The following is a 26,235-nucleotide window of genomic DNA, read 5'->3' on the forward strand; positions in this document are numbered from 1 at the left end:
CTGCGGATATTCAACCTCAGCAACTCTGTTACAGTGCGGATTGGTTGCGTTGCAAACTTGCTTTTACCCAATGGCTTACGACTTTAACACTATCCTAATGAAAGGTATTTTATGAAATTGCTGCCATCAATCTTGGTTCAGCAGGCGCAAAGGGTGGTAGATGATTTTCAGTGTTATGCGCCTGAACGTTTACCTCTATCGTCACAGGAAAAAATATTTTTTGCCTTAAGTGATTTTGCCTACTTGCAGATCAAAAACCATCCTGCTTGGTGGGCGGTTATACGTCAACAACCACCGCAAATAGGCGAATGGCAACATTATCATCAATGGTTAATCGAACAGCTGGCCAATATAACTGCCGAGGAAGGGTTGAAGCGGATCCTAAGGCCATTTCGCCATCAAATGCTGATTAGAATAGCGTGGCTACAGATATTACATAAGGATAGTACACCGCAAATATTGCAGCATCTGAGTGTGCTTGCCGAAACGTTAATCATCGCTGCGAGAGATTGGTTGTATGTCCAGTATTGTCATAGTTGGGGAACACCTTGTGATAAACTAGGGCAACCACAACCATTGTTGATCCTTGCTATGGGTAAGTTAGGCAGCGGAGAGTTAAATTTTTCATCTGATGTTGATTTGATTTTTGCCTTTCCTGAAAATGGAGTTACCCAAAGGGGGTCGTCGTCAGATGGACAATGGCCAGTTTTTTTTACCCGATTAGGCCAAAAATTAATTAGCCTATTAACGCAAAAAACGATAGATGGTTTTGTCTATCGCGTTGATATGCGTCTACGTCCGTTTGGTGATAGTGGACCATTAGTTTTTAGTTTTGCTGCTTTAGAAGATTATTATAAGAAGCAGGGGCGCGACTGGGAACGTTATGCCATGATCAAAATGCGCATGATAGGTAATGATCGCTCAATTTATACTGAAATGCGAGATACCTTGCATCATTTGTCATTACAGGCGTTACCCAGTAAAGTGTTAGTCTCTCAGTTTGAACAGCAACGTAAAAAAGTTCTGCCTAGTTGGCAAAAATGGTTTTATGCTAGTTAAGTTAAAATAGCATTGACTCGCCATACTTTTAGTATGATTGATAGAGTTGGGCTATGTTACTATTGGTAGCAATCTTGATTGCGGTAATTTATTTGTAATTGGAGTATGGATGAAAATCACTCTCCCTGATTTTAAACGGGCTAGTATTTTGGTGATCGGCGATGTTATGTTAGATCGTTATTGGTATGGATTAACTAACCGAATTTCACCAGAAGCGCCCGTTCCGGTCGTTAAAGTGGAAATGAAAGAAGATCGTCCTGGTGGTGCTGCTAACGTTGCCATGAATATTGCTGCTTTGGGCGCTAATGTTCGTTTGCTAGGGCTGACTGGTATTGATGATGCTGCTGAAGTATTAACCGAGAAACTTAATCAAGCTAATGTATGTTGTGATTTTGTTACATTATCAACGCATCCTACGATTACTAAGCTGAGAATTTTATCGCATAATCAACAACTTATTCGACTGGATTTTGAAGAAGGATTCGGTGATGTCGATACAAATTCGCTGTTAGATCGGATTCGGCAAGCTTTGCCACGCGTCGGGGCACTGGTATTGTCTGATTATGGCAAGGGTGCGTTAGCACAAATTTCGCAGATCATTGCATTAGCAAATGCTGCTCAAGTGCCAGTTCTTATTGATCCGAAAGGTAGTGATTTTGAACGTTATCGTGGAGCGACGTTATTAACTCCCAATATGTCTGAATTTGAAGCTATTGTTGGTAAATGTGCAAACAATAGCGAAATTGAGCAGAAAGGAATGAAGTTAATTGATTCCCTTGATCTTAAGGGATTACTTATCACTCGTTCAGAACGTGGGATGACACTGTTGCAGCGTGAAAAACCGCCTTTACATTTACCGACCCAAGCGCAGGAAGTTTATGATGTTACCGGAGCTGGTGATACGGTTATTGGTGTTTTGGCAACGGCGTTGGCGGCTCGACTCGATTTTCATCAAGCTTGTGTATTAGCTAATGCGGCTGCTGGAGTCGTGGTTGGAAAATTGGGTACTTCAACGGTATCACCCATTGAGCTGGAGAATGCCATTCATGGTCGAACTAATGATGGTTTTGGTGTGATGAATGAGCAGCAGCTAAAGCATGCGGTTGCAGCTGCCCGTAGCCGTGGCGAAAAGATTGTAATGACCAATGGTTGCTTTGATATCTTACATGCTGGGCATGTTATCTATTTAGCCAATGCACGTAAGTTAGGCGATCGATTAATTGTTGCGGTGAATAGTGATGCTTCAACTAAACGGCTAAAAGGTGATGATCGTCCTATTAATCCATTAGCTCAGCGTATGACCGTGCTAGGGGCGCTAGGTTCAGTAGATTGGGAGGTCTCTTTTGAAGAGGATACTCCTCAACGCCTGATCAGTGAAATCTTACCCGATGTATTAGTCAAAGGTGGCGATTATAAGCCGGAAGATATTGCTGGTAGCCAAGAGGTCTGGGCGGCAGGTGGTGAAGTTAAAGTGCTTAATTTTGAAGCGGGGCTATCGACGACAAATATTATTAATACCATTATGAAAAGTGATTAATATTTTGAGATAAAAAATAGCGATGCCACGATAGTAGTATCGTGGCATTTTGTTATTCATTCTTGTTTTCGTTGGCTAGCCGTTTTTTTTCTAATTGTTCAATGCGTTTTTCCATTTGTGCCATTTTTTCACGGGTTCGCAGTAAAACTTGTGTTTGAATATCAAACTCTTCGCGTGAGACTAAATCGAGTTTTCCTAACTGGGACTGTAATATTGCCCGTAGCTTTTTATCAAGATCTTCGCCTAAGTCGCGTATTCCTTGCGGTAAGGTATCTTTGATCTGGCGAACAACTTGTTCAATTTTTTTCGCGTCAAGCATTACGCTATCCTTTTAGGTCACAAATTATAATCTATAGGTTATTTAGTAGCAGATCTTAAAATAATCAGCTTGCTTTGACAAAATTATTTTTAATAAATTTGCTGATAATAATGGGTCTAAATTAGCGCAATAACCACTTAATACTAAGTTGGCTGACTATAAATGAAAATACTATTCCATGATATATCTTGTTATTGTTGATTGCTACAGAATTATATTCACGATATAGTTTAGTTGTTTATCTCAGGGCGGAGTGAAATTCTCCACCGGTGGTGATATTTATTCTGTTAATTGAATAATTAAGTCCGCGAGCGTTCCATTATAGCATTTTGTGATGGAAGCCAGCAGATCCAGTGAGATTCTGGAACCGACGGTTATAGTCCGGATGGGAGAGAATAACGATATCTGTAGTTTTGAGGTCAGCCAATTGTGTGCAGATTTTTAAGATACTGATTTGATTTTTTATACTCCCACGTTTGCCTTGGTTCTGGTAATTTAGTATTTATTGATGAGGTTTTACCATGAATCAGACGTCACTTTCCGCGTATGGCAATCCGATCGAACGTATAGAACGTGCTCTTCAGGCATTACGTCAAAGTAAAGGTGTTATGGTACTTGACGACGAAGGCCGTGAAAACGAGGGTGATATTATTTTTGCTGCTGAAACTATGACTGTTGAACAGATGGCATTAACTATCCGCCATAGCAGTGGAATTGTTTGTCTTTGTATAACGGAAGAACGCTGTAAGCAGCTAGCATTACCGATGATGGTTGAAGAAAATTCTAGTCAATTCCAAACCGCATTTACTATTACCATCGAGGCTTCCGAAGGTGTAACAACCGGCGTTTCAGCCAGTGATCGTTTAATGACTATCCGTAAAGCAATTGCCGATGATGCAAAACCGACCGATCTTAATCGGCCTGGACATGTTTTTCCGTTGAGAGCCCAAGAAGGAGGGGTATTGCAGCGTCGTGGTCATACCGAAGCTACCATTGATTTGGTGACTTTAGCCGGTTTTAAGCCAGCAGGTGTTTTATGTGAGTTGACAAATGACGATGGTACCATGGCCCGTATGCCAGAAGTACTTATCTTTGCCAAGCAACATGATATGCCGGTAATAACTATTGAGGATTTGGTAACTTATCGTCAGCAATTTACCAAAAAAGCAGGTTAGCAGTTTGAATAAGCTATTTCTGGTGATTGAATTTTATCCTATCTGAGTTTTATGCTTAAACCAGTATGTTCAATATTGGAAAGTTTTCTCTCAAATTCCTGCCATATTGAAATATATCGCTATAATGGAAAACTATGGCGATTGAAGAATGATGTGTAAATTTGTTTTGCCGGTAAAGCCGGATTGTTTCAATTGGCAGCTCTATATTATTTCAATTATTCCATCATGATCATCATATTTTAAAAGGAATTTTAAACATGAGTCAGATAGATAATTTGTTGGAAAAACTTAAAAAATATTTTCATCGTCTTAGTGGTCCAAATTATGTTCGCCTAATGGATACACCACACGCTTGGGGAAGCTCATTCGATGAACAAGTTATGCCCCATTCTTTTAAGCGCCAGCAAGAGTATGCGACAGCTATCATTTAGATAATCAAAAAAGCACGTTACCGCTGTGATACTTCTTCACTTAACAGCCCTGATGCTGATTGGCGTAAAATTATATTGCAGGCGATTGATAATGGGTTGTCAAAAAAATGAGGCGAACCAGACCAACTCAATTTCGTTTTCTTTTTGGTCAGTCGCCAACGGTATTTTTAGATAGATTATCGGCGGTAGAAACAGCTTCCGTTGATTACGTTGCTTTTAAAGATGAGCTATTAAAACTTATTCAATCACGAGCGCAAGATTGGGAATTAATGCCTGAAATTTGGATAAGTCGCTTTTTCCGCTTTGATGAAGGAATGGTCAATTCTTTTATAAAAAACCTTTTTCCAGATTTTCTGCCAATTAATGATACCTGAATGACCTGGAATCATACGAAGATCATTGCTGTTGATGGGGTTGAATCTCTGGTAGGGGGCATAATTTGAATATGGATTTATTCAGGAATTATCCTCCGGTGCATGATGTATCCGTTATTGTTCATGGAGCGGCAGCGCTTGATGCTCAGTGTTACCTAAATGAAATGTGGTTATGCAATAGCGATCTGCTCAAGAAACAATATTTTGATGTAAAAAGTATGTCTTGGCAAATTGGCAGTGAATTACAAGGAAAACCGGAAGATCCACTATAAGATCCAGCTGTGATGATGTCGGTAACCGAGCAGCAAAAATATCTGCTTCAGCTGCATGAAGATATTGACAATCAATATGGAACAAAGGGAGACGACTATAGTAAAATCGAAGAATATAAGCGAGCTGATAGGATATTATCTGTTGGCAAATACTGGACTGGGCCTAATATAAATACCGATTATCATCACGGCTCAGAAATCATGAAAGAACATTTGATTAAAAATGCCCGCTATATGATTAGGAGCTCGCAGCAAGATTTAATTAGTGCATGGGAAAAAAGATGGGTTGATCATACTGTTTGCCGTTGGCTTATTGAAGCATTACTTCCTAATAAATCATGCCAAGTTAATGATTATTGACGATGAACTATATGTTGTCGGCTCTGACAATCTTGATCCAGGTCATCTTTCTGAGTTTAATTATGTGATAGAAGGTAAAAATGCGGTGGAAGAATTAATTGCAGAATATTGGCAGCAGGTATGGAAATATTCAAGTCCCCATGTTTTTCCCAAGTTAAATCAAGATTTGTATTGTTCATCTGGCAATGCCAATTAGAGAAAAAATAGCTTGTAATTAATTAGCTGGCAATGGAATTTTACTTGTTATTTTTTCAACTCATTAGTCATAATAGTAAAAACAGCAAGATAATGATTGCTTTATCATTATCTTGTACTTATGTTGCATGGATTAATTTAGAATAATATGCGGGTAAAAACGGGATAGATCTTGGGTAATTAATTGTTTGTCTTCTCGAATGCCAATTCCTGCCGGTTAATCATTTACCAGCCAACTACCGATTAATGTATAGTTATTTTTAAATTTTGGTAGCGGATAAAATTGTTGAATAATCATACCCTCTTTGCCATATGGACCGTCTACTGAGGCAATTTCACGTTCATTATCGATGATACGAATATTTGCTCCTTCTCGTGAAAAAAGAGGTTTGATTACATAGCTGTCCAGTTTTGGCGGATTAGCTTCTGCAAAATAGGCTGGTAACAAATTGGGGTGATTAGGACACATTTTCCATAGCATAGGTAGTAATGCCTTGTTAGAAATAATGCTTTTCCAAGCAGGTTCTAACCACCTTACGCCAGCATCTGCTAACTTAGTAGAAAAAATCTCTCTAAACATAAATTCCCAAGGATATAATTTAAACAGATTGCTAATAACCTGGTTATTAGGATCGGTAAATTGTCCTTTTTCACCTAAACCGATTTGATCAATATAGAGAAATTTGGTGGGAATATTGGCTTCGTGAGCACAGTCTTGTAGGTATTGTATGGTGGCGCGATCTTCTTCACTATCTTGGCAGCAGCTGAAATGTAACCAGTTAAAACCAAATGATTCACGCAAAAGCGCAAAGCGTTCAATAAGTTGTTCTTGTATGCTATTAAATTGATCAGCATTTGCTGGCAAATTGCCAGCATTGATTTGATCTTCTAACCAAATCCACTGAAAAAATGCGGTTTCATATAAAGATGTTGGTGTATCTGCATTATTTTCTAATAATTTTGCAGGTCTTTTACCGTCATAAGCTAAATCCAATCGAGAATAAAGTGAAGGTTGGTTAGTTTTCCATGAGTGATTAACAAATTCCCAACAATGTTTAGGGATCTGAAATTTTATCAATAATTCCTCGTTACTAACTACTTTTTCGACCACTTGCAGGCACATTTGATGTAATTCAGCGGTGTTTGCTTCAAGATCTTCGATTTGTTGCATCGTAAATTGGTAATAGGCATTTTCACACCAGTAAGGTTCACCGTATAAGGTGTGAAAATGAAAACCAAATTCAGCTGCCTTTTCTTTCCAATCAGGGCGTTCAGTGATGGGCATCCTTATCATCGCTATCAACCTCCCATAGAACGCTGAGAAGGCGTTGTGGCACTTTGACGCTGCATGCGAGTCTGTTGTTTAGCGACTGATTCACCGAAACCGCCACGAGTGATAGTGGTGGTCGTTGCCGGTTTAGGAGCAAGAGCTGATGGAGGTACGGCCATAGTTCTACCTCCCGCTACAGCCGGCCCATAGTTTTTGCCACTAGCATCAACAAATTTTCCATTGGCGGAACTTGCAGGATTGCTTGAGCTAAAGAGAGGTTGCGTTGCAGGGGCTGGTGCAGCTGTACCACCATCCATTAGACGTCCCATCATGTAACCTGCCATTAATGGCATCCAGAAACTACCACTTTGTCCACTAGCTTGATTTTTTGTCGCTAAACCCGCTTGAGCTTGAGATGCAGTTTGGGTTTGAGTTGCGGTTTGAGTGGAAGCCTGAGTACATTTTTCTTCCCCAAATTCGGCCACACAATCTTCACGTGTCGCATATTTAGGTGCAGTTATAGCCGCTTCCTGCAATGCATTTTTATAAGCCAGCGAACATTGTTCACTTTGAGCCGGGTTTTTTTGGGCGCAATCCTCTGCGTTAGTATATAAAGAGACGGTTTCGTCGCTTTGCTCACAAGCGGACAACATAAATACCGTACTAATAGTTAAGGCAACAGATGCTAAGCGGTAGACGCGCCAGCTTTTGCGAAAAGCACCTTGATTAATATTTTTCGTGCGCTTTATTTTCATCATCATCATCATTTACCTATCCTAAAGGTCGAAATAAAAATCGTAAAACTAGGATAGAATAGGATAATTACGCTGGAAATTAAAGCATAAAACGGGTAGAAAGATGGCTATCAACCTGATTATTTATTTTAAGTGGTAAAAATACAACTTTTCTAATTAAATTTCGTTACAATAAAAAATACCCGCAATATATGGGTATTAATAGTGGGTTATTTATTTAGTGTATTTGCGGAACACTCATCGGATTGATAATAGCATCCGGTGAGGTGGATAATGTTTTTCCTAAGCTACTATTTAAACGGAGCAGATCGCCTTCATTTAAAGTCCCACGGGCATACTGAATTTTCAGATCATTAATCAGATAATCATAACGTGCATTGGCTAAATTCTGTTTCGCCTGAAAAAGGGCTGTTGTTGCGTTCAATACATCCACGATAGTCCGAGTGCCGACTTGATAGCCTGCTTCCATCGCATCTAACGAACTTTGTGCTGAAAAAACCAATTGTTGGTAGGCTTTAATGCTACTAATAGAAGAAATCACATTATTATAGGAAGAGCGTACTATCTGAATAACATTGCGATAAGTACTTTCAAGCTGCTCACTGGCACTAATATAACCATACTGTGCTTGCTCAACGCGTGAGTTAGTTCGGCCAACTTTATATAAAGGCACACTCAACGTTAGTCCGACACTATTTTGGCCAGTATAGCTAGGACCATTTCTATTCCATATTTGCTGATTAGCACTACCATGATACTGGGTGTTACTAACACCGGTTGATGCTTCTAATCCAAGGGTAGGTAAATGTCCTGATTGTTCATAGCGAATATTTTCTCGCGCCAGATCTTGTGATAAACGGGCGCTGAGTAAACTTAAGTTGCGCGTTTCAGCATCTTTTAATAGCTTCTCTACTCGTGCGGGTGTCTGGGTACTGAAATGAGCAATATTTAAAGCCGCTAATTGACTGTAATAGATGCCGCTAACTTGACGTAACTTTTCCAGCGAATTTTCTAATTGATTACGGCTCGATACTTCTTGAGTTAATACGCTGTCATAATTAGCGCGGGCGTTTTGTACATCGGTAATCGCGACTAATCCTACGTTGAAACGTTGGGTTGTTTGATCTAACTGGCGATAAACGGCTTTTTTCTGTGCTTCAATATAGTCTAATAAGTCAATAGCACGTAATAGGTCAAAATAAGCTGTGGCGGTATCAAGAATTAATTTTTGTTGGTTAGTTTGATAAGTGACATCTGCAATACCGGCGGTTTTTTCCTGCATGTCTAATTGTTGCCATTTTGACATATCAAAGATGGTTTGGGTGAGTTTAAGATTGGCGCCAAGTTGGTTGTTTGCCGTGTCACGATTATCACGATAACCGCTGTTATAGGTGAAATTTGCGCCTAAATCTAATTGTGGTAGCAAAGGACTACGAGATTCATTAATTTTTTCAAATGCTTGATTACGTTCTGCTAGCGATTTACGTAAATCCGGATTACTTTCTTTTGCTTTCTGATAGACTTGCAATAAATTTTCAGCTTGCCCAGTGGCACTTAGTCCAACTAGGCTAATGGTGATAAAAAGAGAGATAAATTTTTTCATTCTTATTCCTTGATTATACAATTTTTTGCTTTAGTTATCTCAGAAAAACATGAAGACCGCTAATTTTAGCAGAATATGTCATTATTGCATGGTAGCTGTTTGTGCCATCTATCATGTTAAATCTGGCCAATGCTACATTATTTATAAGCTAATTTCCTTAAAAAACGTTATACAAGTCTCACTTTTTGTCAGTTAGTGCATATAAATTCAGAGAGTTTCTATGAGCGATAAAAAAAATTTACCTTTCAAGTTTAGCCAAAATGATGTGGAAATTACCGCTAAATTCGATCTTTATAATGGTTTTTTTCGTTTTGTTGAATACCGTTTTCGACATAAGTTGTTTAATGGTGGTTGGAGCAAGGAAATTCGGCGAGAAGTTTTGGAGCGGGGTAATGCTGGCGTTACTTTACCCTATGATCCCTGTCTTGATAAGGTAGTGTTAGTTGAACAAGTACGGATCCCGGCGATGGATACGAGCGAAACACCGTGGTTGTTAGAAGTTATTGCTGGCATGGTAGAACAAAATGAAAACTTAGAACAGCTAGTTCGTCGTGAAGCAAAAGAAGAAGCGGGTATTACCATTCAGCGTTGTTACTATGCTCTAAGTTATCTTACCAGCCCGGGGGGTACAACTGAGCGTATTTATGTTCATATCGGTGAAATTGATGCATCTGTTATCAAACCCGGCAGTGTACATGGATTAAGCAGTGAAAATGAAGATATTCGTGTCCATGTTGTTAGTCGTGAACAAGCTTATCAATGGATGGAGTTAGGGGTAATTGATAATGCGGCTACCGTAATCGCAATACAATGGTTACAATTAAATCATCTTAGGTTGAAAAATAACTGGTTGAAGAACTTAAAATAACGGTTTGTCATAACATGAAAAAGAAGTGTGTATCAGCCTAAAGATATTAATAAAGTATTAATGTTAAAATAACGTATAAAGTAGGTAGAAACTAAGGAAATTGCTTGGATAGTCTGTTTAAATTAACAACAAAGCAAAAAAACCTGGTGAGGATCTTGCAAATTACCGATACCCACCTTTTTGCTAATGTTGATGATACTCTACTTGGCGTCAATACTTTTGGTAGTTTTCATGCAGTAATTGATGCAATTTTAGCGCGCAATGAAAATGTTGACTTGGTTGTTGCTACCGGTGATTTGGTTCAAGATCAATCGGCATCAGCTTATCAGCATTTTGCGGAAGGGATCAAACGGTTATCTGCTCCTTGTGTTTGGTTGCCGGGCAATCACGATTATCAACCGGCAATGGTTGCTACTTTAGCAAAAGCAGGAATTTTACCCTCTAAGCAGGTGCTAATTAATGATAATTGGCAAATCCTGATGTTGGACAGCCAAATTCAAGGTGCTGTGCATGGAAAATTATCTAAGCAACAGCTGTTATGGATGAAACGCTGTTTTGATGCATACACGGAGCGTAGTCATTTACTAATGTTACATCATCATCCTTTGCCTTCGGGTTGTACCTGGCTTGATCAACATAGCTTGCGTAACTCTCATATTTTGGCTGACTATTTAAATCAATATCAACAAGTTAAAGCGATTTTATGTGGGCATATTCACCAAGAAATAGATGAATATTGGCAAGGGGTTCGCATGATGGCAACAGCATCAACCTGTATACAATTTAAACCTCATTGTACTAATTTTACATTAGATACAATGGCACCGGGGTGGCGTTATCTTGATCTTTCTATCAATGATAACGGTGAAAATGTGTTGGATACACAAGTTTTCAGATTGGATAGTGATAAATTTCGCCCAGATTTCGACTCAGGTGGTTATTAATGTCAACATTAATTTATATACATGGTTTTAATAGTTCCCTCTTATCGCAGAAGGCAAATAGCTTAAAAACTTGGCTACAGCGACAACATCCAGCAGTTAATATGTTGATACCCCAACTTCCTTGTTATCCAGCAGAAGCAATCGAGTTATTACAGAATTTCGTAGCAGCCCACGCGGGAGAGCAGATTGGGTTGTTAGGTTCTTCATTGGGCGGTTATTTTGCTATTTGGTTATCGCAGAAATTTAATTTACCCGCTGTGGTTGTCAATCCAGCGGTACGTCCTTTTGATTTGTTTGAGTAGTATTTAGGTGAGCAAGTCAATCCTTATACAAAGGAACGCTACATTTTACAATTCCACCATTTAAATGAACTACAAGCAATACAAATTGATGAATTAACGGCGCCTGATTTGATTTGGCTATTACAACAAATAGGTGATGAAATATTGGACTATCGTCAAGCTGTTACCTATCTTATGGAGTGTAAGCAAACAATAGCGCCAGGAGGTAACCATGCTTTTGTTGGATTTGACTACTATTTTCCACAAATTATGCGTTTTTTAGCTTTGCCAAAGACAAAATAAGTAAAAAATTATCCAAAATAGCTAAATGACTGTTATTATCATCAGTATCTCAGCATTTATTTGCCTAATTAATCGTCAATTACCGCAGAAAATAATATGACTCAATCTAGTTATAATGCAGAGGCAATCGAGGTCCTCAGTGGTTTAGAACCTGTACGTCGTCGCCCAGGCATGTACACCGATACTTCTCGACCAAATCACCTGGCACAGGAAGTAATTGATAATAGCGTGGATGAGGCGCTTGCCGATTATGCTAAACGTATTGATGTAATCTTGTATGAAGATCAGTCACTGGAAGTGATTGATGATGGCCGAGGTATGCCGGTTGATATTCATCCAGAAAAGAAGGTACCGGCTGTAGAGCTGATTTTGGGGCAGTTACATGCCGGGGGAAAATTTTCTAATAAAAATTATCAATTTTCTGGCGGGCTACATGGTGTTGGTATTTCAGTGGTTAATGCATTATCAAAACGTATTGAAGTAACTGTTAGTCGTGATAGCCAAATATACCGAATTGCTTTTGAAAATGGTGAAAAAGTTCAGGAACTTGAGGTTATTGGTAGTTGTGCTAAACGCACGACCGGTACCGGTGTCCGTTTTTGGCCTGATAGCCACTTTTTTGACAACCCACGCTTTTCCATTTCGCGTTTAGTGCACGTATTAAAAGCCAAGGCTGTGCTATGCCCTGGTGTTGAAATCGTTTTTAAGGATAAAATAAATAATACTGAGCAGACATGGCGTTATAACGATGGCTTGACCGACTATCTAATGGAAGCAGTTAATGGTTTAGTTACTTTACCTGAGAAAGCGTTTGTTGGTAATTTTGCCAGCCAAATAGAAATGGTCGATTGGGCCCTGCTTTGGTTACCAGAAGGTGGAGAACTATTAACCGAAAGTTATGTCAACCTTATTCCAACCGCACAGGGAGGTACCCATGTTAATGGGTTACGCCAGGGCTTACTGGATGCGATGAGGGAGTTTTGTGAATACCGTAATTTACTTCCGCGCGGTGTTAAATTGACAGGTGATGATATTTGGGAACGCTGTGCTTATGTCTTATCAGTCAAAATGCAAGATCCACAATTTGCAGGCCAAACCAAAGAACGTCTTTCTTCTCGCCAGAGTGCTGCGTTTGTTTCCGGGGTAGTAAAAGATGCTTTTAGTTTGTGGTTAAACCAAAATGTTCAAGAAGCTGAGCAATTAGCGGAACTCACCATTTCAAGTGCGCAAAGGCGTTTGCGAGCAGCGAAAAAAGTTGTGCGCAAGAAACTGACCAGCGGGCCTGCGTTACCCGGCAAGTTAGTTGATTGTACTTCTCAAGATCTTAATTTTACTGAGCTATTTTTAGTTGAAGGAGATTCAGCCGGCGGCTCGGCTAAGCAGGCTCGTGATCGTGAATATCAGGCGATTATGCCGCTAAGAGGGAAAATATTGAATACTTGGGAAGTCTCTTCCGATGAGGTTTTAGCATCACAGGAAGTCCATGATATTTCAGTAGCTATTGGTATTGATCCAGACAGCAATGATCTTAGCCAACTCCGTTACGGTAAGATTTGTGTTCTTGCCGATGCAGATTCAGATGGATTGCATATTGCAACCTTACTCTGCGCGCTTTTTGTTCGCCACTTTCCCGCTTTAGTAAAAGCAGGCCATATTTATATTGCTATGCCACCCTTATACCGTATTGATCTAGGTAAAGAAGTCTATTATGCCCTCGATGAAGGTGAAAAAGCCGCGGTCCTCGACAGACTAAGTTATAAGCGCGGCAAACCGAATGTCCAGCGTTTTAAGGGGTTAGGCGAAATGAATCCGACTCAATTACGCGAAACCACACTTGATCCCAATACACGACGTTTAGTGCAGCTCATTATTAATGATGAGAATTATCAAGAAACACTAGCGATGATGGATATGTTATTGGCGAAAAAACGGGCAGAAGATCGTCGAAATTGGTTACAAGATAAAGGCGATGCGATAGAAATTGAAGTGTAATCGACACTGTTAACAAGAGATTAAGGAATCAAATGAATGAGTGAGATAACTCACGATGGTGTAGAGCAGCAACCACTTTATACCTTTACCGAAAATGCCTATCTCAATTATTCCATGTACGTCATCATGGACAGAGCATTGCCATTTATTGGTGATGGGTTAAAACCTGTTCAGCGACGAATTGTTTATGCCATGTCTGAACTTGGTTTGAGTAATGCCGCTAAGTATAAAAAATCAGCTCGTACAGTCGGTGATGTATTGGGAAAATATCATCCGCATGGTGATAGCGCTTGTTATGAAGCCATGGTATTGATGGCACAGCCATTTTCCTATCGTTATCCATTAGTTGATGGTCAGGGAAACTGGGGAGCCCCTGATGATCCTAAATCGTTTGCTGCTATGCGTTACACTGAGTCAAGATTGTCAAAATATGCTGAAACGCTACTCAGTGAATTAGGATTGGGAACGGTATCCTGGACACCTAACTTTGATGGAACATTAACCGAACCCAAAACACTACCGGCAAGATTACCCAATATTCTGCTAAATGGCACGACAGGAATTGCCGTTGGTATGGCGACCGATATTCCGCCGCATAATGCTCGTGAGGTAGCAAGAGCGTTAGTTGCTTTACTGAAAAATCCAAAAGCTGATCTTAAAATGTTGATGGGTTTTATTCCCGCTCCTGATTATCCAACAGAAGCAGAAATTATTTCATCAAAAGAAGATATTCAAAAAATTTACCAAACAGGCCGTGGTTCTATTCGGTTACGTGCTGTATGGGAAATGGATGATGGCAATGCCGTTATTACTGCACTACCTCATCAAGTTTCAGGTGCTAAGGTGTTGGAGCAGATTGCTTCACAAATGTGTGCCAAAAAATTACCGATGGTGGAAGATCTACGTGATGAATCAGATCATGAAAATCCAACACGTTTAGTGATTGTACCTAGAAGTAATCGGATTGATTTAGAACAAGTGATGACACATTTATTTGCTACGACCGATCTAGAAAGAAGTTATCGGGTCAATTTGAATATGATTGGCCTGGATAATCGTCCGGCAGTTAAAGGACTGGTAGAAATTTTAAATGAATGGTTATTATTTAGACGAGAAACCGTACGCAATCGCTTAAATCATCGTTTAGAAAAAGTATTAAAACGCTTACATATCCTTGACGGTTTATTAATAGCTTATCTTAATATAGATGAGGTTATCCATATTATCCGTAATGAAGATGAGCCTAAAGCAGTATTAGTGTCCCGTTTTGCGCTTTCAGAAACTCAGGCTGAATCTATTCTGGAATTGAAATTGCGTCATTTGGCTAAACTAGAGGAATTTAAATTACGTGGTGAGCAAGATGAATTAGCTAAAGAGCGTGATCAACTGCAAGCTATTTTAGGCTCTGATCGTCGTTTAAACACCTTGATCAAGAAAGAAATTGAAACCGATGCCCAGACTTATGGTGATGATCGTCGCTCACCACTTAAGGAGCGTATTGAAGCAAAAGCCATGAATGAACATGATATTTTGCCTTCTGAGCCGGTTACTATTGTTCTTTCTGTTATGGGATGGGTGAGAAGCGCAAAAGGTCATGATATTGATCCGACTAATCTTAACTATAAAGCCGGAGATGGTTTCCGTAGCGCAGCAAGGGGCAAAACGAATCAACCGGTTGTTTTCCTTGATAGTACTGGACGTAGTTATTCCCTTGATCCGCTTGATCTTCCTTCTGCCCGCGGACAAGGAGAACCACTTACTGGTAAATTGGCATTACCACCTGGCGCAACGATTGAACATGTATTGACTGCTCCCGAAGAGCAAAAATATTTGTTAGCATCGGATGCAGGTTATGGTTTTATTTGTACTTTTAGCGATTTAGTGGCAAAAAATAAAGCAGGTAAGGCATTAATTACCTTACCTAATAATGCAAAGGTACTGGCGCCATTAGAAGTCAATAATGAACAACAAGATTTATTATTGGCAATTACTAACGCAGGGAGAGTGTTAATATTTCCTGTTAGTGATCTCCCTAAGCTCTCTAAAGGTAAAGGTAATAAAATTATTAATATTGCAGCGGCTCAATCAGCCAGCAGAGAGGATTTGCTAGTTTGGTTAATGTTTTTGCAGCCTCAGTCTTCAATTACCCTCTATTTTGGCAAACGAAAACTGAAATTAAATCCAGAAGATTTGCAAAAATATCGTGCTGAACGAGGTCGTAAAGGTTCTTCATTACCTCGTGGATTACAGAGTATTGAGCGTATAGAAGTAATTCCTCCCAGTAATGGATCATTTTTGATTTTTTTATAGGTGTGTGAAGTTACTTATTACTTGAGGTAAATATGTTAGCTATTGTTCGTATTATTATTGTGATCCTATTTACGATATTGGTTTGCTTGTTAGGTTGTTTTTATTGCTTATTCAGTCCAAGAAATCCACACCATGTTATGCGCTTTGGCCGACTGTTTGGCAAATTATCTTATGTTTTTGGTATTACCATTATTAATCGGGAGCCTTCTGAAGTGAAAGATTACGTTCCCAGTATTTATATCGGTAATCATCAAAATAACTATGATATGGTAACTATGTCAAATGCAGTACAGCCAAATACCGTTACTGTTGGAAAAAAGAGTTTAGTATTTATCCCTTTTTTCGGTCAACTATATTGGTTGGCCGGTAATATTCTCATTGATAGGGCTAATCGAACTAAAGCGCACAATACCATTTCACAGGTTGTTAAGCAGATAAAAAAAGAAAAATTTCTGTTTGGATGTTTCCTGAGGGAACACGTAGTCGTGGTCGAGGTTTACTGCGATTTAAAGCCGGTGCATTTTATGCAGCAATTGCAGCTGGGGTTCCGATAGTACCAGTCTGTTTATCTGAAACAGAAGGGCGCATTAAACTGAATCGTTGGAATAATGGAGTAGTGATTGTCGAAATGCTACCGCCTATTGATACAACAAAGTATAATCGGGAAAACGTGCATGAATTAGCAGAATATTGCCATGATTTATTCAAAGTTAAAATTGCAGAATTAAATAAAGAAGTGGCAGAAATAGAACAAAAAATGAAATAAAGTTTAAGTTAATTTTTCAAGCAAACTAGTTTCTAAATTGTCATATTTAACAATATATTAATATTTGGCGTTGTATCAATCTATCGTCTTAATGGAATATAGTTATCAAACAATTGTGATAATACAATTACTAGCGGATAGTAAGATAAGGATCTTTCCTGGATGAAGAATAAATGGCGCTAGCTTATTAATGATTTTGTGGAGAAGATATGTCACTAAGTCGGCGTCGATTTCTTAAGCTATCAAGTATAGCTATGAGTGTTTCTATGCTTACTGCTGCGGTTAGAGCAGAAAAAAATGAAGGGTATCCATTATTGCCAATCCCACCTTTATTGGAATCTCATGTCGGTCAACCGCTGTTTCTTACGTTGAAAAAATCTTATTGGTCTTTTGATGATAGCCATCGTACTAATACTATTGGTTGCAATGGTTATTATTTGGGGCCAACCATTCGAGTAGAAAATGGTAGTGATTTGAAATTGGTATATAGCAATCGACTTTCTGAAGAAGTAGCTATGACAGTCAGTGGGTTGCAAGTTCCAGGAACTCAAATTGGTGGGGCGGCAAGATTAATGTCACCCAATGTTGATTGGTCGCCGGTACTGCCGATCTGCCAACCGGCTGCGACCTGTTGGTATCATGCTAATACACCTGGTAAGATGGCAAAACAAATTCATGATGGCTTGGCTGGTATGTGGATTGTGTCAGATAAAACCAGTAAGAATTTAAATATTCCTAATCATTATGGTGTTGATGATTTTCCTATTATTATGCAAGATAAACGGCTAGATAGTTTTGGCGTACCTCACTATAAAGCAACAGCTGAAGGTTTTTTAGGTGATACTTTATTAGTTAATGGTGTGCAGGAGCCGTATATTAAAGTTGCTCGCGGCTGGCTCCGCTTACGGCTGCTTAATACATCAAATTCAAGGCGTTATATATTGGAAATCAGTGATAAGCGGCCATTTTATTTGATAGGTAGTGATCAAGGGCTGCTACCTGCTCCAGTAAGTACCGAAAGATTACCTATGGCGCCTGGCGAGCGTCGAGAAGTGTTGATTGATATGTCCAAAACAGAGTTATTGACGATAACGGCTGGAAGAGCAGCAGGGGTTATGGATCGTATGAAAGGACTTTTCGAACCGTCAACTTTATTAAATTCAACGAAAGTTTTAACCATTTGTTCTTCAGGATTATTATCCTTAGTAACAGATAATTTACCAGAGACGCTGGTTAATGACACGAGCCAAATCACATCGACGATCCGTAATCGTGAAGTGATCCTTAGCAAACCTTTTGGCATTAATGGTATGATGCGGGATGTAAATCGTATTGACTTAATCACCCAGCAGGGAGCATGGGAACGCTGGACGGTAAAAGCGCATGAGCCGCAAGCATTTCATATTGAAGGTGTTCGTTTCAAAGTTATTAATCATAATGGCGTTGTACCAGGGCCGGAAGATTATGGCTGGAAAGATACAGTATGGATAAATGGATACAGTGAATTATTAGTTAATATGCTACAACCGTCTTATGATCATTTTCCTTTTTTGTATTTTAGTCAAAATTTAGAGAAAGCGGATAAAGGCTCAGTTGCGCAGATGGTGATCAATCCATCAGCTTAATTTATTTCTATAATATAGAATATTTTTGTAGCTGATTATAAAAAAAGTGATTGTATTATTTTATGTTTTGTTATTTCGATTGTTATTTATTATTTAAAATTATCTATATAATAGTAATTAATAATTTGATCGTTTTTATAAAAATGTAGATTTATCGAAGAGTGATTGGATTTATTAAATGTAAAATCCAATTTTCTATTATGCCAATATGGTGACCTAATGAATATTAGTTTAATCGCAGCAATGGCGGCGGATCAGGTGATTGGTTTGGAAAATAAAATACCATGGGTGTTATCCGGTGATTTAGCCTGGTTTAAGCGTAATACGTTAAATAAGCCAGTTATAATGGGACGTATAACTTATGAATCTATAGGTAAACCTTTACCTCAACGTTTGAATATTATTCTTAGTCATACTCATACTCATACTCATACTCATACTCATACTCATACTCATACTCATACTCATACTCATTCGAGTGATGATAATGGCGTTGTTTGGGTTAACTCAGTTGATGAGGCACTAGCTGCAGCAGGAGAAGTAGAAGAAATAATGATTATAGGCGGGGGGAAAATTTATGAATTATTCTTACCTCTGGCGAATCGTCTTTATTTAACGCATGTAGATGCGGAAGTGATTGGTGATATCTATTTTCCTGCTTATGAGCCTAATGAATGGGACTCTGTATTTACTGAATACCATGAAGCAGATGATAAAAATTCTCATAATTATTGTTTTGAAATATTAGAATGCCGTTCACAAAGCTAAGAGAGATTCTTGGTGGTAATAAAAAATCGAAGGCTAATACTTCGGTTTTTTATTATTAATTTGAATTAGGGGATGTTAAATATATAAATAAAAATTAAATTTGTATTATTAATTAAATAATTTAAGTCAAATATTTATAAATAAGGGTCTATTTAAATAGCTTTTATAGCTATTATTTTAGTCATATTAAAACAAAATTAATTAATTAATTAATTAATTTATTACTTATATTCCATTATTTGTTGCATAGCAAAATAAGCATAGTATTAGTTATCTTTTGGTAAATGCAGGCTGGTGAAAATATTTTTTATCTTCCCAGCGTAATAAAGTCAGTTTTCCTCCCCAGCAACAACCGGTATCGAGCCCATAAATGCCTTCAGGTGTTCCTTTCCCTTCAAGGGAAGCCCAATGACCAAAAATAATGGCATATTCTGGTGGTATTTTTCGCGGCAGATCAAACCAAGGCTTTAAAGGAGGAGGTGTATTTTCAGGTTTATTTTTCCAGGTCATGTTTAACTGACCGTCAGGAAAGCAATAACGCATACGAGTCAGGACGTTAGTACTAAAGCGTAAACGGGATAACCCTGTTAAATTGGGTGACCAGTTGTTTGGTATATCGCCATACATGGAGTCGATAAATAAAGGATAGCTATCACTACTAAGAATAGCCTCTACCTCTTTGGCACACATCTGTGCTGTTGCTAAATCCCATTGTGGTGTGATCCCAGCATGTGCCATGATGATTTTTTTCTTATTGTCAATTTGTAATAATGGTTGACGTCGTAACCAATTAACTAATTCATCAGCATCAGGCGCTGTCAGTAATTTTTTCAGTTTGTCTTTGGGTTTATTATGGCTAATATTGGCATATACACCGATAAGGTGGAGATCATGATTACCTAGTACCATTCTGACGGATGAGCCTAATGTTTTAATGTAACGTAAAACTTTGAGTGAATCCGGGCCACGGGATACGAGATCACCGGTGAGCCATAAAACATCCTTTTGTGGTTCAAATTTCACTTGTTTGAGAAGTGCTTTAAGTTCACGATAGCAACCGTGAATATCTCCTATAAGATAAGTAGCCATAATTAGTTTATAACTGTTGGGATAGCAAGACGAAAGACTGGGATATCAACATAAAAATTTTTACCATCATTATCTAACATCACATAATGGCCCTCCATGGTTCCCATTGGCGTTTCTATAATAGCACCACTGGTATAACGAAATTCGGCGCTTGGTTGAATGATAGGTTGCTCTCCTACCACGCCCTGTCCTTGTACTTCGGTACGTTTACCATCACTATTGGTAATTAACCAATAGCGACTGATTAGCTGTACCGGCGTGCGGCCTAGATTGCGAATAGAAACCGTATAGGCAAAAACAAATCTGGCTTCTTCCGGTAAAGATTGATTTTCAATATAAACACTTTGAACTTGTATACAGATGTTAGGTTCATTTAGCATAGTGCCCCCAAAGTTTATCACTATTAGCGAGAGGTTTTAGCCAATTTGCTGGCTAACTTGCAATAATTTTCTATTGAAATATTTTCAGCGCGACAATTTGGATCAATACCTAATTGCTCAAAATTTTGCACGCTAAATAAATCACTTAAACTATTACGAATAGTTTTACGTCGTTGATTAAATGCCTGTGTAGTAATACGACTTAATAATTTGACATCACAAATAGGGTAAGGGTTTCGTTGATGAGGAATTAAACGCACGACAGCTGAATCCACTTTTGGCGCAGGTGAAAAAGCCGACGGCGATACTTCTAAGATAGGGATTATCTGACAATAATATTGCGCCATAACGCTAAGGCGACCATATGCTTTAGTATTCGGTCCTGCGACTAAGCGATTTACAACCTCTTTTTGTAGCATAAAATTCATGTCAGCAATAGCATTAGTATATGTAAAAAGATGGAACATTAGCGGAGTTGAAATATTGTAAGGAAGATTACCGAACACTCTAAGGGGTTGACCTTTTTCTTTCGCTATTGCGCCAAAATCAATCGTCATTGCATCGTTTGCTATAATTGTTAGTTTAGCACTCAGCGCAGGGTGTGCAGCTAAACGGGCGGCAAGATCACGATCTAACTCGATTACCGTCATATTCTCTATAAGTGCACTAATAGGTAATGTTAGGGCGCCTAGACCCGGGCCAATTTCAACAATAGCTTGATCAGGCTTTGGGTTAAAAGCAGTAACCATATTGTCAATAATAAATGGGTTAGTTAAAAAATTTTGCCCAAAGCGCTTACGGGCAAAGTGCCCTTGATGGATTCGTTTATGCATTGTTATTTTGTATCATGCTAATAGCTAATTTTAAGGCGGTTATAAAACTGTTAACATCTGCTTGCCCACTTCCTGCTAGCTCGATCGCTGTACCATGGTCAACCGATGTACGAATAAAGGGTAAGCCTAAAGTAATGTTTACCGCGTGGCCAAAACCTTGATATTTTAGCACAGGCAGACCTTGATCGTGATACATAGTTAAAATCACATCAGCTTGGTTCAGATATTTGGGTTGGAATAGAGTATCCGCCGGGAAAGGGCCATAAAGCTGCAATCCTTCATGACGCAATTTCTCAATAACTGGGATGATAGTATCGATTTCCTCATGTCCCATATGTCCGCCTTCGCCGGCATGAGGATTTAATCCACAGATATAGATGGCGGGTGTTTTAATGCCAAATTTAGATTTTAATTCTTCATTTAAAATATAAATAACTTCTTGTAGGCTTTGAAAAGTAATTGCAGCGGGAACCTGTTTGAGAGGTAAATGGGTTGTTGCTAGCGCAACACGCAATGTTTCTGTCGCTAACATCATGACGACTTTTTTTGTTTTACTTCTGTCAGCAAAAAATTCAGTATGCCCGGTAAAGGGAATACCTGCATCATTGATAATTCCTTTATGAACAGGGCCAGTAACTAATGCTGAAAATTCACCAGTCATACAGCCATCGCAGGCGCGGCTAAGTGTTTCTATTACATAAGTGCTATTTCGTTTATTAAGTTGGCCTGCTTTGACCGGCGCAGGTAATTTTATCGGTAACACGGTAAATGTTTTGGCAGCTTGGTTGTTATTCGAAGTTCCTGGCGAATAAATAGTTAATTCTAAGCCGAGTTGATCCGCTCGGCTTATTAGTAGGTCTGGATCAGCACAAGCAACTAATCTAACCGGCCAATTTTGTTGAGCGAGTTGGATCAAAAGATCAGGGCCTACCCCGGCCGGTTCACCGGGGGTGAGAACGATAGTATTAGTTTTTTTTTCCATAAAGATTACTGTGCATCGCTATCATTAAGAATTTTTACATAGGCAGATGCGCGTAGTTCTTGCATCCAAATTTGCGCTTCTTCGTTAAATTTACGATTGAATAATAGACGATAGGCATGATCTTTCTGAGCTACATCGGTTTTATCAACTTGGCGAGAATCTTCCAGCTGAATAAGATGCCAGCCAAAAGAGGACTGGATTGGTTGACTTGTTTCACCTTTATTTAAACGCATTAAACCATCACGAAAGGCTGGATCATAAACATTGCGCATATTCCAGCCAAGTTCACCGCCACGTAATGCAGAGCCAGGATCTTGTGAATATTTTTTAGCTGCTTCGGCAAAGGTTATTTGACCCGTTTTAATTTGCTGTGCAATTTGTTGTATTTTTGCATATGCCAGTTCGCTATTCATAATAGGTGAAAGTTTAATAAGTATATGGCGAGCTTTCACTTCGGTAACCGAAATCGGTATATTGCCACTTTGTATATCATTAAGTTTTAGGATATGAAAACCGACACTAGAACGTATAGGTCCAATGTTATCGCCTTTTTTAGCATGCTGAATTCGTTGAGCAAAAACGGTTGGCAATTCTTCAACTTTACTCCAGCCCATTTGCCCGCCTTTTAAAGCATTAGGATCGGCAGAGTAAGTAATGGCCAGCTTACCAAAATCAGTCCCTTGCTTTAATTGGGCGATAATTTTATTTACTGTGGTCATCGCTGATTGACTTTGTTCATTAGTTGGATTTTCTGGTAATGGGATCAAAATATGGCTTAAATTAACATTAGCATTTTGACCAGCTTGTGAATTAAGTTGGGCAGCTAGTGAGTCTACTTCCTGCGGCAGGACGGTTATCCGTCGACGAACCTCATTACTACGTACTTCTGCGATCATCATTTCTTTACGAACATCGCTGCGGTAATTTTGTATATTGATGCCATCCATTGACAATCGTTGTTGTAGTTGGCCAACCGTTAATCTATTTTGGGCCGCAATATTGGCGATAGTAGCATCTATTGCTTGATCAGGGATCTGGATCTGCATTTTTTCGGCTATTTGCATGATAATTTTGTCAATGATCAAGCGTTCTAATATTTGGTGACGTAATGCATTTTCATCGGGAATTTGTTGTCCTGCATTTCTGGCGTTTATTCTTACTATATCTAGCATATTATCTACGTCACTTTGTAGCACAACGCCATCATTAACAATAGCAGTCACTTTATCTAATGGTTGTGGCGCGGCCAGTGTGGTAGTGCTAACTGTGAACAACAAGCCAATAATCAGTTTTCTCCAATAATTCATAAGGTTCTCATTTTGTTTGATTATATTAAGGTTTGATCCTATTTCAGGTTTCTTCTATTTGATAGTTGAAAATATCAATTTTATTAGAAGGCTCGTTGATAAGGTAAAATACCACTAGCAAGCATATCCTGACTTCCCAAATTATGATTATTATTTAGGCCTCTTAGTTCCACATTGATTGACCAGCGATTATCATAGTCACTATTGAAGTTTTGTTGTTGCCAGCCGACGATTTTACGCTCATAGCCTATATTAATTGACCAGCAGCACGTATTATATTGTAAATCGATTAATCGACTGGCGGGTTGGTTTTCTTTTAGATCATGATAGTATGAGCCAACAAAGCCCCAGCGATCACCTAAAGGCCAACTCACTACCAGCCCCATTTGAGAAATTCCTTTTTGAAAGGCTGGTGCGCTTCTAACTGTTGCTTGAATATAATCGCGATCGACAAAGCGATAATTTAGCTGAATTAAACGATCTGAGTCCAGGCGATATTCGGTCACAACATTCCCCATCGTAATATCACCCAGCGGTCTATCATACTGGAGCCCACCACGCAGTCCCCAGTTGTCCGTTAAGCGTAAATAAGTATCACCGGCCCATAATAATGAACCGGTATTACTTTTATCTTCAATCGGTAAATCGGAATCTTCAGTGCTGGACCGCTCAAAATAGTATATTTGTCCGACAGAAAAGTTAAAACGTTCAGTTAATTCTTCATCATAAATACGCGTGGTGATACCGGTCGTTAATTGGTTAGCTGAAGCGATACGATCTAAGCCGCTATAAATGCGGTTACGAAATAAACCGTTATAGTCAGCCTGTAGCAAGGAGGAATCATAACTATTAATATCACTTTGGTCGCGATAAGGTATATAAAGATATTGCACCCGAGGTTCTAACGTTTGTACATGATTGCTATTTGTCAGCAGGTCACGTTCGAAAACCAGTTTCGTATCAGAAATTACTGACGGTAAGACGCGAGTAACATGTTTTTTTAGCGTGCCATTAGCCAGTTTGTCAGGGATATCCTGATTATAATAAGTTGCCATTACCCTTACAGTATTGTTAATACTGGCCCAATCATTTGCTAGTGGTAGGTTCAATTCTGGCTCGATATGTAACCGAGTGGCATCAGGATTATTGGCCCCAACACTGGTAATACGCGCTGCTTGGGCATAAGTTTTCAGATCAAATGGCCCCAGATCATATTTATAAAAATTTAGGTCTACTTGCGGTTCAGTTTTGTAAGCTTTACTATTCGGTAAATCTACAAAAACCTGAAACTGTTTATGTGTTAAGGTTGCATTCCAGTTAGGTTGCGCATAACCGACACTGAATTTCTGAGTAGCATAGCCGTCAGTACTATTACCATATTTAGAGGTAAAATCAGTGAAATATTTTGGATCACTGACTTTGGTATAATCGATATTAAAACGCCATACTTGATTGAGTACGCCCGAATGACCCCAATATAGAAGCCAGCGATCATCGCTATCACGAGCGGGATACTTGCCACTATTTTTATCTTTAATATAACTGCGGTCGTGTTTTAGCCAATCAACGGCAACGGTACCGGTTCCAGCTATCGTCAGATAACGAAACTCGTTATCCAGTTTTACGCCACGAAAGGTCATAAATTGTGGTGTAATGGTTGCATCGTAGTTAGGTGCAATATTCCAGTAAAAGGGCAGCGCAAAGTCTAAGCCTGAACCTTTAGAATAACTACCATTAGGTAGTAGAAAACCAGATCGACGTTTATTGCCAATCGGTAATTGTAAATAAGCGCTATAAAAAACAGGTACATTAGCAATGCGAAAACGTGCATTCCATATTTCGGCAACCTGTTCTTGGCGATCTAAAATAACTTCTGAGCCAACAACGTTCCAGCTATCATTACCTGGAGGGCAGGCAGTAAACATGCCTTTTTCTAAAATGGTGTAGCGATTTTCTCCGCGCAATTTCATTTTATTTGCGTAGCCGCGACCCTGACGCCCGACCATCAAATAGTCACCTTTTTCGACATCGGTATCTTTATTACTAAGATTTGACCATGCCTTTTGCCCTTTTAGGATGATTTGTGGATCATCATAATGTAAATTTCCTGTTGCTACTATCGTACGTAATGGATTTTTACTTGTCGTCTCTGTTTGGGTTAATTTAACTTCATCGGCGGTGAGAGTCTGGTTACCTTGTTGAATATCTACATTACCTTTATACTCGATGAAATGAGGATATTCACCAGCCACATCTTTTGCGGTGATATGGATGGGTAGATCATTGGGATTACCTTTCACGATGGGTTTAGTATATACCGGTACCTCTAGCATGCATTGTTCTGTTAGATCAGCATGGGCTTGTTGGCTATGAACAGCTATCCAAATCATGGTAGCAAGTAGTGTCGGGTGACTTTTTTTCATCATTCTGTATGTAG

23 protein-coding genes, 3 pseudogenes and 1 riboswitch are annotated in these 26,235 nt (G+C 39.0%); of the genes and pseudogenes, 16 read left to right on the forward strand and 10 right to left on the reverse strand.

Features of this window, described 5'->3' with window-relative positions; translation table 11 throughout:
- The first annotated feature begins 111 nt into the window (after window positions 1–111).
- Complete coding sequence (locus AC01GB_RS09670; RefSeq protein ID WP_474451665.1) at window positions 112–1,059, forward strand: bifunctional [glutamate--ammonia ligase]-adenylyl-L-tyrosine phosphorylase/[glutamate--ammonia-ligase] adenylyltransferase; 948 nt, start codon at window positions 112–114, stop codon at window positions 1,057–1,059.
- Window positions 1,060–1,168: 109 nt separating this feature from the next.
- Window positions 1,169–2,596, forward strand: a complete 1,428-nt coding sequence (gene hldE / locus AC01GB_RS09675; RefSeq protein WP_474451666.1) for a bifunctional D-glycero-beta-D-manno-heptose-7-phosphate kinase/D-glycero-beta-D-manno-heptose 1-phosphate adenylyltransferase HldE — start codon at window positions 1,169–1,171, stop codon at window positions 2,594–2,596.
- A gap of 52 nt (window positions 2,597–2,648) precedes the next feature.
- Here hldE and ubiK read toward each other — a convergent pair whose 3' ends face one another.
- Complete coding sequence (gene ubiK / locus AC01GB_RS09680) at window positions 2,649–2,915, reverse strand: ubiquinone biosynthesis accessory factor UbiK (protein WP_180816737.1); 267 nt, start codon at window positions 2,913–2,915, stop codon at window positions 2,649–2,651.
- Window positions 2,916–3,150: 235 nt separating this feature from the next.
- A riboswitch (FMN riboswitch) is annotated at window positions 3,151–3,316 on the forward strand.
- Between the two features lie 120 nt (window positions 3,317–3,436).
- Here ubiK and ribB point away from each other — a divergent pair.
- The 6 genes from ribB to AC01GB_RS09710 all read left to right on the forward strand — a co-directional run bounded on the left by ribB (window position 3,437) and on the right by AC01GB_RS09710 (window position 5,723).
- Entirely contained in the window at window positions 3,437–4,090 is a 654-nt protein-coding gene (gene ribB, locus AC01GB_RS09685; protein WP_474451667.1) for a 3,4-dihydroxy-2-butanone-4-phosphate synthase, read from the forward strand.
- A 257-nt stretch (window positions 4,091–4,347) separates the two neighbouring features.
- Complete coding sequence (locus AC01GB_RS09690; protein WP_474451668.1) at window positions 4,348–4,521, forward strand: hypothetical protein; 174 nt, start codon at window positions 4,348–4,350, stop codon at window positions 4,519–4,521.
- Between the two features lie 107 nt (window positions 4,522–4,628).
- Window positions 4,629–4,895, forward strand: a complete 267-nt coding sequence (locus AC01GB_RS09695; protein ID WP_474451669.1) for a phospholipase D-like domain-containing protein — start codon at window positions 4,629–4,631, stop codon at window positions 4,893–4,895.
- A gap of 71 nt (window positions 4,896–4,966) precedes the next feature.
- A complete protein-coding gene (locus AC01GB_RS09700; protein ID WP_474451670.1) occupies window positions 4,967–5,167 on the forward strand; it encodes a hypothetical protein in 201 nt (66 codons plus the stop codon).
- Window positions 5,168–5,176: 9 nt separating this feature from the next.
- On the forward strand, window positions 5,177–5,527 hold the full coding sequence (locus AC01GB_RS09705) for a phospholipase D-like domain-containing protein (RefSeq protein WP_474451671.1): 351 nt from the start codon (window positions 5,177–5,179) through the stop codon (window positions 5,525–5,527).
- On the forward strand, window positions 5,517–5,723 hold the full coding sequence (locus tag AC01GB_RS09710; protein WP_474451672.1) for a hypothetical protein: 207 nt from the start codon (window positions 5,517–5,519) through the stop codon (window positions 5,721–5,723). The genes AC01GB_RS09705 and AC01GB_RS09710 overlap by 11 nt, the downstream gene beginning before the upstream one ends.
- 132 nt (window positions 5,724–5,855) lie before the next feature.
- On the opposite strand, the pseudogene AC01GB_RS09715 reads toward AC01GB_RS09710, so the two are convergent.
- The 3 genes and pseudogenes from AC01GB_RS09715 to tolC all read right to left on the reverse strand — a co-directional run bounded on the left by AC01GB_RS09715 (window position 5,856) and on the right by tolC (window position 9,350).
- Window positions 5,856–7,016, reverse strand: a pseudogene (locus AC01GB_RS09715) (glutathionylspermidine synthase family protein).
- A 5-nt stretch (window positions 7,017–7,021) separates the two neighbouring features.
- Window positions 7,022–7,747: a DUF1190 family protein gene (locus AC01GB_RS09720; RefSeq protein ID WP_474452375.1), complete on the reverse strand. Its 726-nt coding sequence runs from the start codon at window positions 7,745–7,747 to the stop codon at window positions 7,022–7,024.
- Between the two features lie 217 nt (window positions 7,748–7,964).
- On the reverse strand, window positions 7,965–9,350 hold the full coding sequence (tolC, locus tag AC01GB_RS09725) for an outer membrane channel protein TolC (protein WP_474451673.1): 1,386 nt from the start codon (window positions 9,348–9,350) through the stop codon (window positions 7,965–7,967).
- A gap of 220 nt (window positions 9,351–9,570) precedes the next feature.
- On the opposite strand from tolC, the gene nudF reads away from it, so the two are divergent.
- The 8 genes and pseudogenes from nudF (at window position 9,571) to AC01GB_RS09765 (ending at window position 19,207) form a co-directional block, all read left to right on the forward strand.
- Window positions 9,571–10,218: an ADP-ribose diphosphatase gene (nudF, locus tag AC01GB_RS09730; protein ID WP_474451674.1), complete on the forward strand. Its 648-nt coding sequence runs from the start codon at window positions 9,571–9,573 to the stop codon at window positions 10,216–10,218.
- A gap of 104 nt (window positions 10,219–10,322) precedes the next feature.
- Window positions 10,323–11,162 (forward strand): 3',5'-cyclic-AMP phosphodiesterase, encoded by an 840-nt coding sequence (gene cpdA / locus AC01GB_RS09735; protein ID WP_474451675.1) that lies wholly within the window; start codon window positions 10,323–10,325, stop codon window positions 11,160–11,162.
- A pseudogene (gene yqiA, locus AC01GB_RS09740) lies at window positions 11,162–11,746 on the forward strand (esterase YqiA). The gene cpdA and the pseudogene yqiA overlap by 1 nt, the downstream one beginning before the upstream one ends.
- Window positions 11,747–11,842: 96 nt before the next feature.
- Window positions 11,843–13,738, forward strand: coding sequence for a DNA topoisomerase IV subunit B (gene parE, locus AC01GB_RS09745; RefSeq protein WP_474451676.1), 1,896 nt, complete (start codon window positions 11,843–11,845; stop codon window positions 13,736–13,738).
- Window positions 13,739–13,774: 36 nt separating this feature from the next.
- Window positions 13,775–16,048 (forward strand): DNA topoisomerase IV subunit A, encoded by a 2,274-nt coding sequence (gene parC / locus AC01GB_RS09750; protein ID WP_474451677.1) that lies wholly within the window; start codon window positions 13,775–13,777, stop codon window positions 16,046–16,048.
- A gap of 32 nt (window positions 16,049–16,080) precedes the next feature.
- Window positions 16,081–16,814, forward strand: a pseudogene (locus tag AC01GB_RS09755) (1-acylglycerol-3-phosphate O-acyltransferase).
- Window positions 16,815–17,023: 209 nt separating this feature from the next.
- On the forward strand, window positions 17,024–18,439 hold the full coding sequence (gene ftsP / locus AC01GB_RS09760) for a cell division protein FtsP (protein WP_474451678.1): 1,416 nt from the start codon (window positions 17,024–17,026) through the stop codon (window positions 18,437–18,439).
- 219 nt (window positions 18,440–18,658) lie between these two features.
- Complete coding sequence (locus AC01GB_RS09765) at window positions 18,659–19,207, forward strand: dihydrofolate reductase (protein ID WP_474451679.1); 549 nt, start codon at window positions 18,659–18,661, stop codon at window positions 19,205–19,207.
- A 270-nt stretch (window positions 19,208–19,477) separates the two neighbouring features.
- Here AC01GB_RS09765 and apaH read toward each other — a convergent pair whose 3' ends face one another.
- The 6 genes from apaH to lptD form a co-directional block, all read right to left on the reverse strand.
- Complete coding sequence (gene apaH, locus AC01GB_RS09770) at window positions 19,478–20,296, reverse strand: bis(5'-nucleosyl)-tetraphosphatase (symmetrical) ApaH (RefSeq protein ID WP_474451680.1); 819 nt, start codon at window positions 20,294–20,296, stop codon at window positions 19,478–19,480.
- A 2-nt stretch (window positions 20,297–20,298) separates the two neighbouring features.
- Window positions 20,299–20,676 carry a Co2+/Mg2+ efflux protein ApaG gene (apaG, locus tag AC01GB_RS09775; protein WP_032114535.1) on the reverse strand — a complete coding sequence of 126 codons (378 nt, stop codon included), beginning with the start codon at window positions 20,674–20,676 and terminating at the stop codon, window positions 20,299–20,301.
- A gap of 23 nt (window positions 20,677–20,699) precedes the next feature.
- Complete coding sequence (rsmA, locus tag AC01GB_RS09780; RefSeq protein WP_474451681.1) at window positions 20,700–21,509, reverse strand: 16S rRNA (adenine(1518)-N(6)/adenine(1519)-N(6))-dimethyltransferase RsmA; 810 nt, start codon at window positions 21,507–21,509, stop codon at window positions 20,700–20,702.
- Complete coding sequence (gene pdxA / locus AC01GB_RS09785; RefSeq protein WP_474451682.1) at window positions 21,502–22,491, reverse strand: 4-hydroxythreonine-4-phosphate dehydrogenase PdxA; 990 nt, start codon at window positions 22,489–22,491, stop codon at window positions 21,502–21,504. The genes rsmA and pdxA overlap by 8 nt, the downstream gene beginning before the upstream one ends.
- A gap of 5 nt (window positions 22,492–22,496) precedes the next feature.
- The gene (gene surA / locus AC01GB_RS09790) at window positions 22,497–23,798 is read right to left on the reverse strand and encodes a peptidylprolyl isomerase SurA (RefSeq protein ID WP_474451683.1); all 1,302 of its coding nucleotides are present in this window, start codon (window positions 23,796–23,798) and stop codon (window positions 22,497–22,499) included.
- An 83-nt stretch (window positions 23,799–23,881) separates the two neighbouring features.
- Window positions 23,882–26,221 (reverse strand): LPS assembly protein LptD, encoded by a 2,340-nt coding sequence (gene lptD / locus AC01GB_RS09795; protein ID WP_474452376.1) that lies wholly within the window; start codon window positions 26,219–26,221, stop codon window positions 23,882–23,884.
- Window positions 26,222–26,235: the final 14 nt, after the last annotated feature.

The organism is Candidatus Arsenophonus phytopathogenicus (assembly GCF_056113345.1).

Excerpts from the sequence above, each read along its gene's own strand:
- AC01GB_RS09670 (WP_474451665.1), top strand. The coding sequence starts at position 112 with ATGAAATTGCTGCCATCAATCTTGGTTCAGCAGGCGCAAAGGGTGGTA.
- hldE (WP_474451666.1), top strand. The coding sequence starts at position 1,169 with ATGAAAATCACTCTCCCTGATTTTAAACGGGCTAGTATTTTGGTGATC.
- ubiK (WP_180816737.1), bottom strand. The coding sequence starts at position 2,915 with ATGCTTGACGCGAAAAAAATTGAACAAGTTGTTCGCCAGATCAAAGAT.
- ribB (WP_474451667.1), top strand. The coding sequence starts at position 3,437 with ATGAATCAGACGTCACTTTCCGCGTATGGCAATCCGATCGAACGTATA.
- AC01GB_RS09690 (WP_474451668.1), top strand. The coding sequence starts at position 4,348 with ATGAGTCAGATAGATAATTTGTTGGAAAAACTTAAAAAATATTTTCAT.
- AC01GB_RS09695 (WP_474451669.1), top strand. The coding sequence starts at position 4,629 with ATGAGGCGAACCAGACCAACTCAATTTCGTTTTCTTTTTGGTCAGTCG.
- AC01GB_RS09700 (WP_474451670.1), top strand. The coding sequence starts at position 4,967 with ATGGATTTATTCAGGAATTATCCTCCGGTGCATGATGTATCCGTTATT.
- AC01GB_RS09710 (WP_474451672.1), top strand. The coding sequence starts at position 5,517 with ATGATTATTGACGATGAACTATATGTTGTCGGCTCTGACAATCTTGAT.
- AC01GB_RS09720 (WP_474452375.1), bottom strand. The coding sequence starts at position 7,747 with ATGAAAATAAAGCGCACGAAAAATATTAATCAAGGTGCTTTTCGCAAA.
- tolC (WP_474451673.1), bottom strand. The coding sequence starts at position 9,350 with ATGAAAAAATTTATCTCTCTTTTTATCACCATTAGCCTAGTTGGACTA.
- nudF (WP_474451674.1), top strand. The coding sequence starts at position 9,571 with ATGAGCGATAAAAAAAATTTACCTTTCAAGTTTAGCCAAAATGATGTG.
- parE (WP_474451676.1), top strand. The coding sequence starts at position 11,843 with ATGACTCAATCTAGTTATAATGCAGAGGCAATCGAGGTCCTCAGTGGT.
- parC (WP_474451677.1), top strand. The coding sequence starts at position 13,775 with ATGAGTGAGATAACTCACGATGGTGTAGAGCAGCAACCACTTTATACC.
- ftsP (WP_474451678.1), top strand. The coding sequence starts at position 17,024 with ATGTCACTAAGTCGGCGTCGATTTCTTAAGCTATCAAGTATAGCTATG.
- AC01GB_RS09765 (WP_474451679.1), top strand. The coding sequence starts at position 18,659 with ATGAATATTAGTTTAATCGCAGCAATGGCGGCGGATCAGGTGATTGGT.
- apaH (WP_474451680.1), bottom strand. The coding sequence starts at position 20,296 with ATGGCTACTTATCTTATAGGAGATATTCACGGTTGCTATCGTGAACTT.
- apaG (WP_032114535.1), bottom strand. The coding sequence starts at position 20,676 with ATGCTAAATGAACCTAACATCTGTATACAAGTTCAAAGTGTTTATATT.
- rsmA (WP_474451681.1), bottom strand. The coding sequence starts at position 21,509 with ATGCATAAACGAATCCATCAAGGGCACTTTGCCCGTAAGCGCTTTGGG.
- pdxA (WP_474451682.1), bottom strand. The coding sequence starts at position 22,491 with ATGGAAAAAAAAACTAATACTATCGTTCTCACCCCCGGTGAACCGGCC.
- surA (WP_474451683.1), bottom strand. The coding sequence starts at position 23,798 with ATGAATTATTGGAGAAAACTGATTATTGGCTTGTTGTTCACAGTTAGC.
- lptD (WP_474452376.1), bottom strand. The coding sequence starts at position 26,221 with ATGAAAAAAAGTCACCCGACACTACTTGCTACCATGATTTGGATAGCT.